This is a genomic window from Adlercreutzia murintestinalis (assembly GCF_943192905.1).
In the GTDB taxonomy this organism is placed as follows: Bacteria; Actinomycetota; Coriobacteriia; order Coriobacteriales; family Eggerthellaceae; genus Adlercreutzia_A; species Adlercreutzia_A murintestinalis.
The window spans coordinates 13,323-30,462 of sequence record NZ_CALPCC010000023.1; the positions used below are offsets into that span (position 1 = coordinate 13,323).

General features: G+C 59.9%; 14 protein-coding genes. 3 read left to right on the top strand and 11 right to left on the bottom strand.

Going from position 1 to position 17,140, the window contains the following annotated elements:
* Positions 1-102: 102 nt before the first annotated feature.
* Positions 103-3,279: an ABC transporter ATP-binding protein/permease gene (locus NFR19_RS07825; protein WP_251213237.1), complete on the top strand. Its 3,177-nt coding sequence runs from the start codon at positions 103-105 to the stop codon at positions 3,277-3,279.
* An 86-nt stretch (positions 3,280-3,365) separates the two neighbouring features.
* On the opposite strand, the gene NFR19_RS07830 is transcribed toward NFR19_RS07825, so the two are convergent.
* The 3 genes from NFR19_RS07830 to NFR19_RS07840 all read right to left on the bottom strand — a co-directional run bounded on the left by NFR19_RS07830 (position 3,366) and on the right by NFR19_RS07840 (position 5,401).
* Positions 3,366-3,635 carry a hypothetical protein gene (locus NFR19_RS07830; protein WP_251213238.1) on the bottom strand — a complete coding sequence of 90 codons (270 nt, stop codon included), beginning with the start codon at positions 3,633-3,635 and terminating at the stop codon, positions 3,366-3,368.
* 249 nt (positions 3,636-3,884) lie between these two features.
* Positions 3,885-4,082, bottom strand: a complete 198-nt coding sequence (locus NFR19_RS07835) for a hypothetical protein (protein ID WP_251213239.1) — start codon at positions 4,080-4,082, stop codon at positions 3,885-3,887.
* 140 nt (positions 4,083-4,222) lie between these two features.
* On the bottom strand, positions 4,223-5,401 hold the full coding sequence (locus NFR19_RS07840) for a pyridoxal phosphate-dependent aminotransferase (protein ID WP_251213240.1): 1,179 nt from the start codon (positions 5,399-5,401) through the stop codon (positions 4,223-4,225).
* 161 nt (positions 5,402-5,562) lie between these two features.
* Here NFR19_RS07840 and NFR19_RS07845 point away from each other — a divergent pair, with 161 nt between their 5' ends.
* Positions 5,563-6,207 (top strand): flavodoxin family protein, encoded by a 645-nt coding sequence (locus NFR19_RS07845; protein WP_251213241.1) that lies wholly within the window; start codon positions 5,563-5,565, stop codon positions 6,205-6,207.
* 5 nt (positions 6,208-6,212) lie between these two features.
* Here the strand turns inward: NFR19_RS07845 and NFR19_RS07850 are convergent, their stop codons facing one another.
* From NFR19_RS07850 to NFR19_RS07885, 8 genes are all read right to left on the bottom strand, one after another.
* The gene (locus NFR19_RS07850) at positions 6,213-7,598 is read right to left on the bottom strand and encodes an MFS transporter (RefSeq protein ID WP_251213242.1); all 1,386 of its coding nucleotides are present in this window, start codon (positions 7,596-7,598) and stop codon (positions 6,213-6,215) included.
* A gap of 220 nt (positions 7,599-7,818) precedes the next feature.
* Positions 7,819-8,964: a serine/threonine protein kinase gene (locus NFR19_RS07855; RefSeq protein ID WP_251213243.1), complete on the bottom strand. Its 1,146-nt coding sequence runs from the start codon at positions 8,962-8,964 to the stop codon at positions 7,819-7,821.
* Positions 8,965-9,261: 297 nt separating this feature from the next.
* Entirely contained in the window at positions 9,262-11,106 is a 1,845-nt protein-coding gene (gene asnB / locus NFR19_RS07860; protein ID WP_251213244.1) for an asparagine synthase (glutamine-hydrolyzing), read from the bottom strand.
* A 103-nt stretch (positions 11,107-11,209) separates the two neighbouring features.
* A complete protein-coding gene (locus NFR19_RS07865) occupies positions 11,210-11,620 on the bottom strand; it encodes a hypothetical protein (protein ID WP_251213245.1) in 411 nt (136 codons plus the stop codon).
* A 667-nt stretch (positions 11,621-12,287) separates the two neighbouring features.
* Complete coding sequence (locus NFR19_RS07870) at positions 12,288-13,160, bottom strand: amino acid ABC transporter ATP-binding protein (protein ID WP_251213246.1); 873 nt, start codon at positions 13,158-13,160, stop codon at positions 12,288-12,290.
* A complete protein-coding gene (locus tag NFR19_RS07875) occupies positions 13,157-14,647 on the bottom strand; it encodes an ABC transporter permease subunit (protein WP_251213247.1) in 1,491 nt (496 codons plus the stop codon). The genes NFR19_RS07870 and NFR19_RS07875 overlap by 4 nt, the downstream gene beginning before the upstream one ends.
* Positions 14,616-15,446, bottom strand: a complete 831-nt coding sequence (locus NFR19_RS07880) for an ABC transporter substrate-binding protein (RefSeq protein WP_251213248.1) — start codon at positions 15,444-15,446, stop codon at positions 14,616-14,618. Before NFR19_RS07880 ends, NFR19_RS07875 begins: the two co-directional genes overlap by 32 nt.
* A gap of 63 nt (positions 15,447-15,509) precedes the next feature.
* Positions 15,510-16,340 carry a GTP pyrophosphokinase gene (locus NFR19_RS07885; protein WP_251213249.1) on the bottom strand — a complete coding sequence of 277 codons (831 nt, stop codon included), beginning with the start codon at positions 16,338-16,340 and terminating at the stop codon, positions 15,510-15,512.
* Positions 16,341-16,571: 231 nt separating this feature from the next.
* On the opposite strand from NFR19_RS07885, the gene mihF reads away from it, so the two are divergent.
* The gene (gene mihF / locus NFR19_RS07890; RefSeq protein WP_251213250.1) at positions 16,572-16,880 is read left to right on the top strand and encodes an integration host factor, actinobacterial type; all 309 of its coding nucleotides are present in this window, start codon (positions 16,572-16,574) and stop codon (positions 16,878-16,880) included.
* Positions 16,881-17,140 lie beyond the last annotated feature (260 nt).

Sequence of the window (17,140 nt, forward strand, 5' to 3'; positions counted from 1 at the left end):
CTAAGCACACAGATTGTAAACTGTCGTTGCTGGAGCAACTGACAATTTACGAGTACCATAAGAGCCTTAAGTCCGCTTTTCAGCACGTGACGAGAGGCTCTTATGCTACAGCTCAACGATATTAGGAAATCCTACACCACAGGCGATTTCACTCAGGTCGCACTCGATGGCGTCTCCATCAGTTTTCGCGACAACGAGTTCGCCGCCATTCTGGGGCCGAGCGGTTCCGGCAAGACCACGCTGTTGAACATCATCGGCGGCCTTGACCACTACGATTCAGGCGACCTGCTCATCGACGGCGTATCCACCAAGGGGTACAAGGACCGCGACTGGGACACCTATCGCAACAACCGCATCGGCTTCGTCTTCCAAAGCTATAACCTGATCCCGCACCAAACGGTGCTGGCGAACGTGGAGCTGGCGCTGACGCTTTCAGGCGTAGGGCGCGAAGAGCGGCGCGAGCGTGCTGTGGCTGAGCTGAAGCGCGTGGGACTGGGTGACCACATCAACAAGAAGCCGAGCCAGCTCTCGGGCGGCCAGATGCAGCGCGTGGCCATCGCGCGGGCGCTCATCAACGACCCGGAGATCCTGCTGGCCGACGAGCCTACCGGCGCGCTGGACAGCAAGACCAGCGTGCAGATCATGGACCTGCTGACCGAGATCGCGAAGGATCGCCTGGTCATCATGGTCACGCACAACCCAGAGCTGGCCGACGAATACGCCACGCGCATCGTGAACCTGGCCGACGGGCACATTTTGGCCGACACCGACCCCTACGCGCCCACCCCTGACGAGCTCGCGCGCACCAGCAACAAGAAGGTTCGCCGCGCATCCATGAGCTTTCTGACGGCGCTCTCGCTTTCCTTCAACAACCTGATGACCAAGAAGGGCCGCACCATCATGACGGCCTTCGCCGGTAGCATCGGCATCATCGGCATCGCGGCCATCCTGTCGCTTGCCAACGGCGTGAACAACTACATCGCCAACGTGGAAGAAGAGACGCTTTCGGTATACCCGTTGCAGATAGACAGCACGGGCTTCGACATGACCACGCTGATGGCGAACAGCATGGGCATGGGTGGCGAGAGTGACGACGACGGTGATGCGGCGACTCAGACAGAAGCAACGGACGCGCAGGACGGCACCGATCTGCGCGAGACGAAGATGGTCACCAGCATGTTCGCCAGCGTAGAGAACAACGACCTGGCATCGTTGAAGGCGTACCTGGACGATAACGCGACTGAGATTGACCGCTACGCGAAATCGGTGCAGTACGAATACAACGTGGTGCCGCAGGTGTTCGATGCGAACACGAGCGATGGCGTGCGCCAGATCAACCCCGATACCACGTTCACCGCGATGGGGTTGGGCGGCACTGCATCGGGCAACGCGGCCCTCATGACCATGTCAACCGATATCTTCGCGTGCATCCCGGATGACCCGGCCCTCTACGAAGAGCAATACGAGCTGGTGGCAGGACACCTGCCCGAAGAATACAACGAGGTGCTCTTCGTGGTGGGCTCGCACGGCACGGTGCCTGACGTGGTGCTGTACGGGCTGGGGCTGCGCGACCACGACGAGATCGAGACGATGGTGCGCCAGTTCGTGGATGGCGACGAGGTGGTGGTGCCCGAGGACGTGATGGATATCAGCTACGAGGACATCATGGACGTGCGCATGAAGGTGGTGTGCTCGGCGCTGATGTACCAGCATGACGACCAACACGATGTGTGGGTGGACAAATCGGAAGACGAGGCGTTCATGAAGACGCTCGTGGACGGGGCGCCCGACCTGCGCATTTCGGGCATCTTGAAGGTGAAGGAGGACGCGAAGGCGCTGGCGCTGGGAACCGGCGGCATCGGCTACACCACCAAGCTGACCCAGCATCTCATCGAAGAGGCGGGGGCCACCCAGATCGTACAGGAGCAGCTGGCCGAGCCGTCCATCGACGTGTTCAATGGCCGCTCGTTCGCTGAGCAGGAGGACGAAGGCCCCGAGTTCGATATGGGCTCGCTATTCACCGTTGATACCGGGGCGCTGCAATCGGCCTTCACGTTCGACACGAGCAAGCTGCAGCTCGACCTCAGTTCGCTGAACATCAACTTCAACTCATCCAGCCTGCCGCAGCCCGAGATCGACTTCAGCAAGATGGATGCCCAAGCACCTGGCGGCGAAGGTCAATCAGGTGCGAGCGGCGATGCGGGCATGCAGGTGAACCAGCAGGTGGCATCGCAGATGGTCGGCAAGCTGATGGAGGGCTTCATGCAAGCGCACCCGGTGCCCACCGAGTGGACGCGCGCGAACGTGGAAGCATACCTGATGAGCGACGCGGCCAAGCAGATGCTCGATCAGGCCATGAAGGACGGGCTGATCGATATGAGCGCCATGCAGCAACAGCAAGTGGCGCAGCAGGCTGCCATGCAGAAGTATCTCAACGACTACATGACCGAGTACATGACCAACGTGGTCAGCGCACTTTCTGCTGAAGTGCGCTCCGCGGTCACGCAGGCGGTCACCAAGGCGATGGGCAGCATGGCGGCCAACATGTCGAGCGCCATGAGCGTGGATGCCGACGCGTTCAAAGATGCGTTCCGCTTCGATATGACCGAAGACGAGCTGACCGAGCTGATCATGTCCATGATGAACTTCGAGCAGGCGTCATACGACGGCAACCTCGCGAAGCTGGATTACGCCGATCTGGCCAAGCCGTATTCCATCGATATCTACGCGAAGGATTTCGAGGCCAAACAGGGCATCATCGATATGCTCGATGCGTACAACGAGCGCATGGTCGACGAGGGACAAGATGACAAGGAGATCACCTACACCGACTTGGTGGGCACGCTGATGAGCTCGGTCACCACCATCATCGACATGATCAGCTACGTGCTCATCGCGTTCGTGTCCATCAGCCTGATCGTCAGTTCCATCATGATCGGCATCATCACCTACATCAGCGTGCTGGAGCGCAAGAAGGAGATCGGCATCCTGCGTGCCATCGGCGCCAGCAAAGGCAACATCTCGCAAATATTCAATGCGGAGACCATCATCGAAGGGCTCACCTCGGGCATCTTGGGCGTGGGCATCACGGCGCTGTGCTGCATTCCGGCGAGCGCCATCGTCTATGCGCTCTTCGATGTGCCGAACGTGGCGAGCCTGCCATGGGTGGCCGGGCTGGTGCTGATCTTGATCAGCGTGGTGCTGTCGTTCATCGCGGGCCTGATCCCTGCGCGCAGCGCGAGCCGCCGAGATCCGGTCGAAGCCCTGCGCAGCGAATAGACGAGGGCAACGCACGCCGCCGGGATCCGGTCGAGGCCCGGCGCAGCGAGTGAGCGCGCAACAGGCAACAGATCGCAGGAGAGAAGCTATGACGCGCGGCGTACCGAAAGACCTCCGTACCACGCCAGTCGTTCATGGGCGATGCCCTTGAGGGTTTGCTTTTGCTCGGGTGACAGATCGGGCCGCGCATCTATGTCGGAGCACAGATGCTCTATGAGACTGCGCGCCGCCGACTCGCCCGGAGGCGGACAACAGGGACGCATGAAGAACCTGACCCAATAGTTTTGAGACTCAAACGCGTTCAGCAGATCCTCGAACGTGTCATCCAGATTCATGTCAGGTACTGAGCACTCCATAGCCTTCTCCTTCGATGCAGCACGTGCGTGCTTCGCCATAAGAGCAAGACCGATCTCCTGCATCAGCAAGACGAAGCCACGCCAACGATGAATTCGGTATCAATATACGATATTTCCATAGATGAAGAGGGCCGAACCAGCGAAGAGGGCCGAACCGATTCCCCATCGTCTCCATCGCGCACATCGGCAAGCAAAAGGGCGCGATCGCTCGCGCCCTCAAGAACCCTTCTTGCCGACCTTCGCTTCGCGCTATTTCTGCGCTTGGTCGAACTCGAAAACGGTCTCTGCCGCTTCGGCTGCCGCTTGTTCGTTGCCCATGGCATCGAAGTCCTCTACCGATGCCTCAGCCTCAGCCATGACTTCCTGCTCAATGCGATCAAGGTCTGCCTGAGCTGCCTGAGCTTTGCCCGCTGCTGTTCTCTCGAACTCTTCCATCGAATCAACCATGATGGGCCTCCTTCTCGTGGTAGCACTCTGAGATGATTCGATTATGGCATTCGCTCGCAGCGCGAACGGCACCGCGCGCATTCTGAAACCTGACGTCAACCCCGCGTTTCCGGCTTGTCATGCAAACGCGCACAAGGGCGCTACCGATAGCTTTCTTTCAGGGCCTTGAACGCGGGCATGCTGCGCTCGATGGTGTCGCGCGCGATACAGTACGACAGACGCACCCAGCCGGTAGCGCCGAAGCTATCCGAGGGCACGAGCAGCAGCTCGAAGTCCTTCGCGCGTTCGCTGAACGCCACGGCATCGGACTCGAGCGCGCGCACCCACAGGTAGAAGGCGCCTTCGGGCTCCACGAACTCGTAGCCCAGCTCGGTCAGGCCGCGGGTGAGGATCTCGCGGTTCGCGGCGTAGGCCTCCACGTCGCTCGGCGTGCCCAGGCACTTCGCTACGGCGCGCTGCAGCATGACCGGCGCGCAGATGTAGCCGAGCGCACGACCCGCGCCGCACACCGCCGTGAAGATGGCACCCGCGTCGAGCATGCGGTCGCTCACGTAAATGTAGCCGATGCGCTCGCCGGGCAGGCTGAGCGATTTGCTGAACGAGTAGCACACGATGGTGTCCACGTACAAGCTGGGCAGATACGGCACTTCGGCGCCATAGGTGATCTCACGGTACGGCTCGTCGGCCACCAGGAAGATGCGGCGGCCCAGCTCAGCTTCCTTGCGTGCCAGCATGTCGCAGAGCGCGGTCAGGCTCTCACGCGAGTACACCGCGCCCACCGGATTGTTCGGGCTGTTCACGATGATGGCGCTCGTACGCTCGGTGATGGCCGCTTCGATGGCCGCCACGTCGGGCTGGAAGTTGGGCACCTGCGCAGGCACTTCCACCAACGTGCAGCCAGCAGTGTGAGTCCAGGTGCGATACTCAGGAAAGTACGGGCTGATGACGATGACCTCATCACCCGGTTCGCAGACCGCCGACAGCGTGATGGCGATAGCCGACGACGCACCGGAGGTCACGTATACGTTGCCCGGCGTAGCGGCCAGCCCGAACGTACGCGTCAAGTAGTCGGCGATGGCAGCACGCACCTGCGGGTCGCCCGGGCTCGGCGTATATTCGTGCAGCACCACCGGGTCCATCTGCAACAGGTCGCGGAACGCCTGCGTCACGCAGTCGGGTGCTGGCACGCTCGGATTGCCGATGCTGTAGTCGAACACGTTCTCCGCACCGATGGCCGCTTTACGCTCAAGCCCGAAGGCGAACAGTTCGCGTATCTTGTTGGGCTCTGCGCCCAGGTCGAACATCTCCTGGTTGATCATGTTGCCTCCTTGCGTGCGATGCTGTGCTGAGTGCGGTGCCGTGAGCGCTCCATCTTCTCCGCATCTCGCATGTTCCCGATTCTACCGCCGCCTTCGACCGGCCACCCCCACAAGCTGGCAATGGTATGATTTTCAGCAACGAACGCAAAAGGAGGGAACGCATGGACGATATCAAGGTGATGTTGGTCAACGGCAGTCCGCACAAGAACGGCACGACCAATCGTGCGCTCGACGAGGTGGAAGCCGCGCTGATGGAGGATGGTGTGGAGGTCGGGCGCTTCTGGGTGGGCAACAAGCCCATCGCTGGATGTTTGGGGTGCGGCTATTGCGCGGAGCACGAAGGCGAATGCGTCTTCGGTGACGTGGTGAACGAGTTCAACCACCGGGCGGCCGACTACGACGGATTCGTGTTCGGCAGCCCGGTGCACTATGCTGCCATGAGCGGCGCGGCGAAGTCGTTCATGGATCGCTCATTTTATTCGCAAGCATGCGGCGGCTTGAACATCTACCCGTTTAAGCCCGCGGCTGGCGTAGTAGTGGCACGGCGCGGCGGATGCGCGAGCACGTTCGACGAGATGAACAAGTATTTCAGCATCGTGCAGATGCCCATCATCACGTCGGTGTATTGGAATATGGTGTACGGACGCGAGGCTGCCGATGCCGAGCACGATCTCGAAGGACTGCGCACCATGCGCATGCTGGGCCACAACATGGCCTATCACCTGAAGTGCAAGGCTGCTGGCGCCGCCGAAGGGATCCTGCCGCCTGCACCTGAGCCGCCTGCGCGCACGAACTTCATCCGCTGAGTCGGCTACTTCCCTACTTCGTGCAGCTCCTTGTGGCTGTTCTCGTGCGACATGATCATAGCCACCAGCGCGATCACCGAGATGACCACCATGTAGAACGCCGGCGCCAGATTGTTGCCGGTCACATCGATCAGCCAGAAACTGACCGCTGACGCCGAACCGCCGAAGATAGCGTTCGCCAGATTAAACGTGAACGCGAACCCGGAATAGCGCACCGCCGTGGGGAACGTCTCGTTCAGGTAGCTTGCCAGCGTACCATCGTTGATAGTCAGCATGAGCGCCATGATCAGCTCCGCTACCAGGATGATGACGAAGTTCTCGGTGTTCAGCATCATGAAGCAGGGTACGGTGAGCACGATGAACCCGATGCACGCCGCGATGAGCATCTTCTTGCGACCGAAGCGGTCGGAGATGCGCCCCGATAGGAAGATCATGCCGATGTACACGATCAGCACGATATTGGTGATGATGGTGGCGGATGCCTCGTCGTAATTGAGCACAGTGCCCAGGTAGTTCGGCATGTAGGTGAGCACCACGTAGAAGCCAATGGCGTTCAGCACACAGCAGCCGAACGAGATGATGGTCTTGCGCAGATGCTTGGTGAACAGGGTCTTGATGGGGTGCTTCTCCTTCGGCTGACCCTTGGCGTCCAGGTCCTCAAGCATCTTGGTGTAGACCGGCGAATCCTCCAGATGCGTGCGGATGTAATGCGTGATGTAGCCGAGCGGCCCCGCCAGCAAGAACGGGATGCGCCAGCCCCAGTCGGTCACGAACGACGAATCGGCGCCCCAGATGCCGAACAGAGCAGACGCGAAGAACGAGCCGATCAGCAGGCCTGCCGCAGTGGAGGCCGGCACCATGGAGCAGTAGAAGCCGCGGTGCTTCGCTGGCGCGTACTCCGCGATGAACGTGGCGGCACCAGCATATTCGCCTGCAGCCGAAAAGCTCTGCAGCATGCGCAGCAGCAACAGCAAAAGCGGCGCACCCACGCCGATGACGCTGTACCCCGGCAGGCAACCGATCAAGAACGTGGCACCAGACATGAGCAAGATGGAGATGGAAAGCGCCCATTTGCGACCTTTCTTGTCGCCCATGTTGCCCCAGAAGATGGCCCCAATGGGGCGCACCAGATACGACAGCGCGAACAACCCGAACGTGAGCATCATGCCGACCATCAGGTCTTCGCCCGGAAAGAACACCGCCGTGATAACGATGGCCAGATACGAATAGCTGGCATAGTCGAACCATTCGATGAAATTGCCTAGAAACGAGGACCCAACCACCTTCTTGAGCGTGGCGTGCGCCTCTTCGTCGGTGTAGCGCTGCTGCGTCGTAGGCCTTTGCGCGTGCGCGATCGCAGCCGTCGCCGCAGCGTCCGTGTTGTCTGACATATTCTCCCCTTTGAACGTCTCTTCTGTTGTAGGTGGGACTTGTCAAACAACCAATCTACGGATCATTGGCGGATATGGTTCCCTTATCCGCCGCAGCAGGCCAATGATCTGCTGACTGCCTGTTGACTTAAGCTCAAGCCCCGTGTCTTACACGTCCCATGATACACGAAAGGGCCGCGCACAGAGCACGGCCCTTCGGAATGCAACTTTGACTGGTAGCTTAGCTCCACATCTCGGGGCGCACCAGCGTGGGGTCAGCCACGCGGTTCGGGAAGTAGTCCTCACAGCCGCCTTCGCGATACACGTCGGCGGTGCAGCAATGCAGACCGCCACCGAACGGGTACGCATCGCGCAGGTCGCACGGAATGACGTTCATGCCCAGCTTGTCCATCTGCTCCTGCTGGTAGACCTCGGAGGCCTCCACCACCACGGTCTTCGGATCCAGCACCAGGCAGTTCATGGACAGCCACACGCTTGAATAGCACAGCGCCGGCGGCTCGGTGTGCGCGGGCTGCGCCGCCTCCACGATCTGCCAGTCGTTCGCCTCGAAGATGGCGCGTTGTTCGTCAGGTAGCGGACGATGCGGGTTGTTGATGATCAGGCCCGGGCGCAGCGGCACGAACGTGGCGTCGATGTGGATGGGATACGGGTCGCCCGGGAAGTTCACTGCATGCACGCGCAGGTCGGGGTAGTAGCGCTGGAACCAGTCCATGGCGGCGCGATTGGTGGTCAGGCCATGCTGGATGAACAGGTCGCGGCCCATGCGCATCACGTCGGCGGCGTCCCACATGGGCTCCACCTCGGTGGTCACGAAGTCCTTGTTGGCCGTGCGCACCAGGCGCTCTTCCAGGCTGATCTTCTCGTCGTAGTAGTTGTGCTTGTACGACTTGTCGGTCAGACGCGGGCGCGGCGCCTGCGTCCACTTGAACGCCGGATCCTCTTCAAAGTACTGCTCCATGAGCGGCCAGTACGCCAAGTACTCGAAGTAACGGCAACGGAAGCTGTTCGCCGCAGCCATGATCTCGTTGCCCACGGTGAGCAGGATGTCGCGCGGAGGCATGCAGGTCATCATGGAGTCGTTGCGGAAGTCGGGCGTGCCGATGGCCTGGTTCCACTGCAGCGGCGTGGGGCGGTCAACCTTCACGCCGCGATCCTCCAGGATCTTCACCAGATTATCCAGACACTCGTTGCCGCGCTCCACGGTGTCGAGCGGGCGCAGGCCCCACATGCCGCGCATCTCCGAATCGACTGGCACTTTCTCAGACGTAGCCGGTTCCTCCGGCGGGATGACGGAGTTATCGCACCGTCCCACGATGACGTGCTTCAGCGGATCCCAATCGTTCCACGAATTCACGATCTTCGGCATGAGCGCTTCCTTTCCTTATCGCATAATTCAACTGCGATGATTATGCCACCGATCGGGCACTATGCGAAGCCTTTTTCGTCACGAAACGCGCTTTTAACCGAAACAAGTGGGCCGCATGGCGCTTCGGCGGGACGCGAATGCTAGGTGTCGGCAGGGGATGGCGGGACGAGGGCGTGTGGCGCCAACATACGGCTCGGGACGGGTGCATGCGGTGCGGTGCCAGCATACGGCATAGCGCTGACAGGGAGGGGTGGCGCGGTGCGCCTTCAAATGAAGATACAGCACAGACACCCTTCTTCAGTCGAAATAGATACGATGCCACACCAAAAATGCATAGACCATCCAGATGCGTCGCGTGTGGTCGCGCCCCGCACGATGCTCATCTAAAAGCCGTCGCAACATGGTGGTATCGAACAACTCGCGCGCAACCGGACTGTCGAAAAGGACGCGCAACTGAGCTTGACGCCCGTCAGCGGCCAACCATTGACGCAGCGGCACCGGAAAGCCCAGCTTCGTGCGGGCAGCGGTATGCAGCGGCAGCGCGCTGGCGGCGGCACGACGGAATGCCACCTTCGTTTGCTGGCGCGTGACCCGCAAGCGCTCCGGCAGCACCCGCGCCGCCTGAAACACCTCCGTGTCCAGGTACGGCACGCGTGCCTCAAGCGAGTGCGCCATGGACATGCGATCAGTCTTCTGGAGGATATCCTCAACCAACCATAGGTGGAGGTCAACGTATTGCATTTGCATAGTTGCGGGCAGATGCGCTGCATGCTCGTAGAGCGGCGCGGCAACCTGCTGAGGCAACGTCCCGCCACCCGGGCGAACCAACAGCGCGTCGCGCTCGGTGGGGCGAAAAGCCACCTGATGGGCATTCGTGTAATACCAGCCCGCTGGGCCCTGCGCGGCGCGGTCCAAGAAGTTCGCCCCGCGCATGCCGCGGATAGCAGCCGCCCGCGCGCACCGGCGCAACAGCGATCGCGGCACCGCGCGCAGCCGCCGGGCCGCCAGCGCCGCCTGATAGATATGGTAGCCACCGAAGAGCTCGTCGGCCCCTTCGCCCGACAGCACCGCCTTCACGCGCGTAGCCGCCAATTCGTCAGCGAAGAACAGCGCCATCGCTGCCGGGTCGCCCGTCGGCTCGTCCATATGCCAGAGCACGCGCCCGATATTCGCCCAGTACTCATCCTGCGAGACCACGCGCGCCTCGTTCGCCGCCCGTAGGCCGGTCGCCGCGCGCCCCGCCTGCGCTATCTCGTCGCTTTCGCCCTCATACTCGGCGAATCCCACCGTGAACGTCTGCGTCGACGCATCACTCTCGCACAAACAGCTGGCCAAATAGCTTGAATCCACCCCGCCCGACAGCAAGCTGCCCACCGACACGTCCGCCGCACCATGCAAGCGCACCGACTCGCGCACCGCCGCATCGACCCGAGCCGCGGCCTCTTCGCTTTCCAGATGCGCATCGGGAGCAAACTCCGGACTCCAGTAGCGCTGCATGTGCATGGTTCCCTGTCGATCCACGCGCAGCCAATGAGCGGCTGGCAGCTTGAAGATGCCTTTGAAAAACGTTTCAGGCAGCGCCGAGAACTGAAAGCACAGATACTGCTCCAGCGCCTCCTGATTGAGCTGGCGCCGATAGGCCGGATGCCGCAGGATGGCCTTGATCTCGGAGGCGAAGATGAAGCGCGTACCTTGCACGGTGTAATACAGCGGCTTGATGCCAAACGGATCACGCGCGCAGAACAACTGGCCGCGACGCTCGTCCCACACAGCGAACGCGAACATGCCGCGCAGCCGATGCAGGCACTCTTCGCCCCACTGCATGTAGGCGACCAACAGCGTCTCGGTGTCGCTGCGCGTGCGAAAGGTCCAGCCCATCTGCATGAGTTTGGCGCGCACGGCGGCATGGTTGTATATCTCTCCATTGAACACAAGGGCGAACGTGCCGTTTTTCTCGCGGATGAACGGTTGCGTGCCACCCGGCAGATCCACCAGCGCCAGCCGCCTGTGTCCGAGCGCTACGCCGTCACGGATGAACTGGCCTTCGCCGTCGGGGCCGCGATGCGCCATGACGTCGCACATCTCCTTGAGCGTGCGCACATCGGCCAACTCGGCCTGCGTAAAACCACAGATACCGCACATGATGCCCGCTCCTTTCTTGCGCCTGTATAAAGGCTATCGAGCGGGAGGCTTAAGGGTCCCATAGCGAATCCTGAAGATTGCTTACCAGAGGCTTAACTTTCCCTTAAGGAGGGGTCACAGGTGTTTTTAAGCTCGGATGTTCTGCTGGTTTGGTTTGGTTTGGTTTGGTTTGGTTTGGTTTACAAATATGGTGATCTAGTCTCTTTTTTTTTGAGAGAGACGGAGGTGGGAAGCTTGGCTCTTCAAGTCTTCTTTTGGGGAAACTTGGTGCTTGATCCTCTGAATCTTCTTTTTTTGAGAAGACTTGGTGCTTAGTGCTTTTGGCCTTCCCTTTTGAAAAACGTAATACTTTGAGCTTTTTCGGGAAATGCGACGCTCGGGACTTCCCTCCCTTCCCGCTTTTTTGAGAAATGAGACGTCTTGATCCTTTCCTTTTTGGAATTACAGTGCTTTGGACCCTCTTTTTGGGAATTTGAGCCGTTAATGCGAGCCAAAACACCTCGTCCGCAACCATTCGCGTTTCATCTCTTTCTATTTTCCCAGTTCAGGACACATAAGGTTTTTACAAACACTTCTCCTGTGGTCCATGTGACTCGCATTAACGGCTCAAATTCCCACAAACGCCTTCAATTTCGCCAATTTGCATTTCAGCTCGCAGAAAAAACGCACATGGCAACTTTGGACAAAACTTCTTGTATTGAACGCCCCTCGGGGAGGCGTGGATGAAAAATTGCCCTGACAGCTTGAGGAGCGGGTCGCACACCCGCGGGCAAAAGCATACCTGCGGTATAACATGCTTCGCGCAAACGTACCTAAGAATCGCTCCCTCATTCGCCACCACCCTCAAAGCAAAAAGCGCCTTCACAGTACCAGGCATGCATATCTCGCAACACCGCATGGTGGCGTGATGGTGCGGTAGGGAGCGGGTCGACATGCTGCACCCAGCGTATCAGCGGTGGCATGTGAGCGGCTTTCTTATCTTGTACTGAGCGTTTCTTTTAAGCTTGTACCGGGCATCTCTTTCAAGTTGGCAGACACATAGCCAAAGGGCGGTCGCGTGGCGAAATGATGACAGATGCCGTCCTTCTTTGTGCCGATCTCCCTTTTCAAGCTGACAGCATCATGGTGAAACGGCAGGCACCATTTGTCTTGTCTCTTGGCAAGCGCCCTTCGCGCCCCTCTTACGCAATATGCCCCAAGAAATCCTTCGTGCGAGCATGTTGCGGGTCGTCGAAGACCTGCGCGGGCGTACCCTGCTCAACAATAACGCCGCCATCCATAAAAATGACGCGGTCGGCCACGTCGCGCGCAAAACCCATCTCATGAGTCACTACGATCATAGTCATGCCATCGGCCGCCAGCTGCCGCATAACGCCGAGCACGTCGCGCACCAATTCGGGATCAAGCGCGCTCGTTGCCTCGTCGAACAGCATCACGTGCGGATCCATAGCGAGCGCCCGCGCAATGGCCACGCGCTGTTGCTGCCCACCTGAAAGCTCAGCCGGCTTGTAATCCATGCGTTCGGCCAGGCCCACCTCGGCCAGTCGCGCCTCGGCCACACGCTCAGCTTCCTCTATGCTGCGCTTGAGCACCTTGCGCTGTGCCAGCATCACATTCTTCTTGGCCGTCAGATTCGGGAAGAGGTTGAAGCTCTGAAACACCATGCCCAAACGGCTGCGCACCTCGTTCAAATTGGTGTGCTTATCGCATACGTCAATGTCCTCAAACCAAATGTGACCCGACGTGGGCGTCTCGAGCCGATTGATGCAGCGCAGCATAGTGGATTTTCCGCTGCCCGACGGCCCGAGCACCACCACTACCTCGCCGCGATTCACTTCCAAGTTGATATCGCGCAGCACCTCAGTGTCGCCAAACGATTTCACCAGATTCTGAATGCGAATGACAGGTTCAGCATGCGTACACTCGGCTTGCACGCCCTCAGCATGCGCAGCCGTGGCTTGCTCTTGCTCGGCTTGCTCTTGCTCAGCGCGCACCTGCTCGACCATGCCTTGCTCGGCGCACTCGCGCTCGTGCTCGTGCTCGTGCTCGCTCATCGTCTGCCATCCTTCATCTTCTTGCCCAGCGAATCCTCTGCATGCACCTGATGCGTGTGCGCGAAGCTCTCCGACATGCGCAGCGTCTTCGCTACCGCAGCCTCGCTGCCCTCGGCAGCCACCGCGCCTACCGTGGCCATGATGTCATGATGGGGCTGCTCTTGCAGCCGGTTGGCTTTGCGATGCTTCGGCCGCCCACCGGCCAGGCGCACCTCCATATGATTGATGACCTTGGTCAGCGGGATCGTCACGATCAAGTAGAAGCATGCCGCCACGATATACGGCGTCACGTTGCCCGTCGCAGCCGTGATGGTCTTGGAGTACATCATGATCTCCATGACGCCCACCGCGGCCAGAAGCGATGTGTCCTTGTACATCAGGATGAACTCGCTGGTCATGGTAGGGATCACCCGGCGGAACGTCTGTGGAATGATGACGTAGATCATGGTCTGCGCGCCGTTCATGCCGAGGCTGCGCGCAGCCTCGAACTGGCCTTTGTTAATGGACTGGATGCCCGCGCGGAATATCTCGGCCAGATACGCGCTGGAATTCATGACCAGCACCACTACGCCCAGCACGAAGTTGTCCATCTGGATGCCCAACAGCGGCAGCCCGAAGAAAGCGATGTATATTTGCAGGAACAGCGGCGTGCCACGCACCACGTTAATGTAGATAGACCCGATAGCGCGCGCGAAGCGGTTGTTGGCCATGCGCAGGAAACTCCAGCATAACCCCAGCGGTATGGCTAGCGGGAAGCTGATAGCGACCAGCGCCAACGCCAGCAGCCAGCCCCAGAACACCGCAGGCACCGTGGTCACCACGATGGCCGGGTCGAAGAACAGGTGCAAGAACTTGTTGGAATTCCACGCCTGCACCCACGGTTGGTCGTTCAGCCAGGAAGCCATTTGCTCGCTGGGCGTCGTGCCCGTCACCGTAATGGTTTTGCCCGCGTCAGGGATGGCCGCTGTGCTGCCATCGGCAAGCGTGTACGACCCCTGAACGGCGAAGGTGCCTCCCTCAGCAGGAAACTGCGCGTTGTTGAACTCCAGCATGACCATAGAGCCCGCCGGTGTGGGCTCGTCGAACGTGGCGGTCACGCTGGTGCCATCTGCGTCAACCGTGTTGGGCACGCTCAAACGCTTGAGCCCATCCAACACCGTGACCGTCGTACCATCAGCTGGCAGCACCGAACCTTCGGGCAGCGTAATGGTCACGCTGGAGACGGATTCGCCCTCATCCGCCTGCCCTTGCCAAGTGATGCGCGTGTCGGTGGCGCCCATGATGCCATCGGCGCCATCCTGGTTGCTCTTCGCGGTGAAGCGCTCGGTGGTGAGCGCCTGGGCCTGTTGCACGGGCAGCGCGCACACTGCAAGCGCACCCGCAAGCGCCACCAAGACGCCCACCAAAAGAAGGAGGGGCAGACGCACGCCTGCCCCTCGTATGATGTTATCCCAGCTACTCAGCGGATGCACCGAACCATTTCTCATAGATCGTATCATAGGTACCGTCTGCCTTCGCCTCGGCAATAGCGTCGTTCAAAGCCTGCGTCAGCGCGGGGTTGTCCTTGCTGACCACGATAGCATACTGTTCGCCCGTGGGAATCTCGGCAATGATCTCCATATCCGTATAAGCATTGTTGACGTAGTATTGCACGACTGGCAAGTCGGAAGCGATCGCGTCGATCTGGCCCGACTGCAGCGCGGCGAACACGGCGGTCATCTCGTCGAAGGGGATCACCTCGGCGCCTTCGATGTTCTCAACAGCCCAGTCATAGCCGGTCGTACCCGATTGCGCACCGATCTTCTTTCCAGCCAGCTGCGCCACATCGGTGTAGCCCGAGTCCTTCATCACCACGATGCCCTGGTTGGAATCCATGATGACATCGGTGAAGTCGATCTCCTTCTTGCGGTCCTCGGTGACCGTGAAGCCCGACACGCCCACGTCAGCCTTGCCGCCCGCACTGATCATGGGAACGATGGTGTCGAACTTGGTGGAGGGCAGGTACTCGGCCTGCAGGCCCATCTTCTCGGCTAGCGCCTTCATCAGGTCGACCTCGAAGCCCACCGCCTCGCTGCCTTCCAGGTTCTCGAACGGCGGGAAGTCCAGCGACGCCGCAATGGTCAGCTTGCCGTCGTCAACGAGCACTATCTCTTCGGTCGTGCCCTGCGCGTCATCGGTGGCGCTGGCGCTGGAACTTGCTGCCGGTTGCCCGCTGCATCCGGCAAGCGCCACGGCCGAAACCAGCGCGAAGGCTGCTGCGGCCACAGCGATCTTCTTGATCTTCATACGTACATCCATTCTGTTCGATCTGCGGTCTGAATCACTCCACTGCGGTGGAGTGGTCCCCTATCATAGCGGATTCTCGCCGCCCATCAGCGAATCGGAGAGGTCAATCTGGCGTGCGGCCTTCATTTCCCGCTTGCCAGCCGGTGCATCCTGCTCAAGCGCGCGCGCCAGCACCTGCATGCGGTCCTCCACTTCCTCGATGATCTCCGAGCACCGTTTGAGCTCGGTACCCACGTTCACGCCGCTGATCTCGTGCACGGCCTTGTACTTGAGGTCGTGCTCAAGGCTGGCCCAAAAATCCATGGCAATGGTGCGGATCTGTATCTCCACCGGCACGCTTTCGCGCCCGCTCAGGAAGTACACCGGGATCTTCACGATCATATGCAGGCTGCGATAGCCGTTGGGCTTGGGGTTGGCGATGTAGTCCTTCACCGCCACCACTTCCAGATCGTCTTGGTGCTCAAGGTAGTGCAAGATGTCGTAGACGTCCTGCACGTAGCTGACAATGACGCGCAACCCGGCGATATCCATGATGTAGCGCTCCATGGAATCCAGCGTCTGCGTCTTGCCGTAGCGCCCCAGCTTCTCGAAGATGCTCGGCACGCTCTTGATGCGCGACTCGATATGATGAATGGGATTGCGCGACAGGCGCAGCTTGATGTCCTGGTCAAGCGTTTCCAGGCGCGTTTCCATCTGACGCATGGCCGCGTGATACTTCTGCAAGATGTCTTGCGCCGCGAACTCCAGCACCGCCAGCGTGTCGATGTCGCTCGCCGTCAGCGGTTGGTTCTGCGTGAAGTTGAGCGTGGTGGCGCCCGGACGGTCCTGCTGGCCGCGGCTGAATGCTGCGCTTGATGCCACGCGTATATCGTTAAGCGGGTTGCGCTCTGACATATCCCTCTCCATTATGCGTCTGCACGGCCGCTGATCGGCCCTTTTCGCCTCGTTATCGCGCTCTATCCTACCCCAATTTGAAATTATGGGTGCAAAGTGGCGCGGTTTCCATTAATATCTGTGGAACTGGTTGGACGCGCTTAATCGAACTTTCAATACACCATGCGTCATAATTATCCACTGCGGCGTGCAGCCTGTGCCGTGCGTCGCCTAAAGAGATTGCGAGTTAACATGCCAGCACCCACAATGACTCCGGAACAGCGCGCGAAGGCTCTGGAGAAGGCCCGTATCGTCCGTGCTAAGCGCTCGGAGATCACCACGAAGCTGTCCCTGGGCACCATGACCGCCGAGCAGGCCCTCAAGAAGGTGGACGATCCCATCGTGGGCCGCATGAAGGTGAAGTCCTTCATCAACGCTCTGCCGGGTTATGGCAAGGTGAAGACCGAGAAGCTGATGGAAGAGCTGGGTATTCCTGAAACACGTCGTCTGCAGGGTCTGGGTGCGAAGCAGATGGAGAACCTCAAGGCTGCCTTGAAGTAGTTTTTCCTATAGAGAGTTTGGAAGGGCGCCTGCGGGCGCCCTTTTTTGCGCGCAAACGTAGTGCGCATGCATTATTGCGGGTTATAGGACAAAAAGTGTGTCCACTCCGATTATTCACCGTCTGTATTCGGTAGGCATGTGGAACTCGCTCCAGATGATTCCCGACCCGTATTCTTCAGGTGCTCCATCGTCCCGCTTGCCTCTGTTGGAAGCCGATGCGAACAGGCCCTCCACTTGATCGTCTGTCGGCATGACGCGTA

Bases quoted from the DNA above. Each gene is read 5' to 3' on its own strand.
- NFR19_RS07825 (WP_251213237.1), top strand. From the start codon at position 103: ATGCTACAGCTCAACGATATTAGGAAATCCTACACCACAGGCGATTTC.
- NFR19_RS07830 (WP_251213238.1), bottom strand. From the start codon at position 3,635: ATGGAGTGCTCAGTACCTGACATGAATCTGGATGACACGTTCGAGGAT.
- NFR19_RS07835 (WP_251213239.1), bottom strand. From the start codon at position 4,082: ATGGTTGATTCGATGGAAGAGTTCGAGAGAACAGCAGCGGGCAAAGCT.
- NFR19_RS07840 (WP_251213240.1), bottom strand. From the start codon at position 5,401: ATGATCAACCAGGAGATGTTCGACCTGGGCGCAGAGCCCAACAAGATA.
- NFR19_RS07845 (WP_251213241.1), top strand. From the start codon at position 5,563: ATGGACGATATCAAGGTGATGTTGGTCAACGGCAGTCCGCACAAGAAC.
- NFR19_RS07850 (WP_251213242.1), bottom strand. From the start codon at position 7,598: ATGTCAGACAACACGGACGCTGCGGCGACGGCTGCGATCGCGCACGCG.
- NFR19_RS07855 (WP_251213243.1), bottom strand. From the start codon at position 8,964: ATGCCGAAGATCGTGAATTCGTGGAACGATTGGGATCCGCTGAAGCAC.
- asnB (WP_251213244.1), bottom strand. From the start codon at position 11,106: ATGTGCGGTATCTGTGGTTTTACGCAGGCCGAGTTGGCCGATGTGCGC.
- NFR19_RS07865 (WP_251213245.1), bottom strand. From the start codon at position 11,620: ATGGTTGCGGACGAGGTGTTTTGGCTCGCATTAACGGCTCAAATTCCC.
- NFR19_RS07870 (WP_251213246.1), bottom strand. From the start codon at position 13,160: ATGAGCGAGCACGAGCACGAGCACGAGCGCGAGTGCGCCGAGCAAGGC.
- NFR19_RS07875 (WP_251213247.1), bottom strand. From the start codon at position 14,647: ATGAGAAATGGTTCGGTGCATCCGCTGAGTAGCTGGGATAACATCATA.
- NFR19_RS07880 (WP_251213248.1), bottom strand. From the start codon at position 15,446: ATGAAGATCAAGAAGATCGCTGTGGCCGCAGCAGCCTTCGCGCTGGTT.
- NFR19_RS07885 (WP_251213249.1), bottom strand. From the start codon at position 16,340: ATGTCAGAGCGCAACCCGCTTAACGATATACGCGTGGCATCAAGCGCA.
- mihF (WP_251213250.1), top strand. From the start codon at position 16,572: ATGCCAGCACCCACAATGACTCCGGAACAGCGCGCGAAGGCTCTGGAG.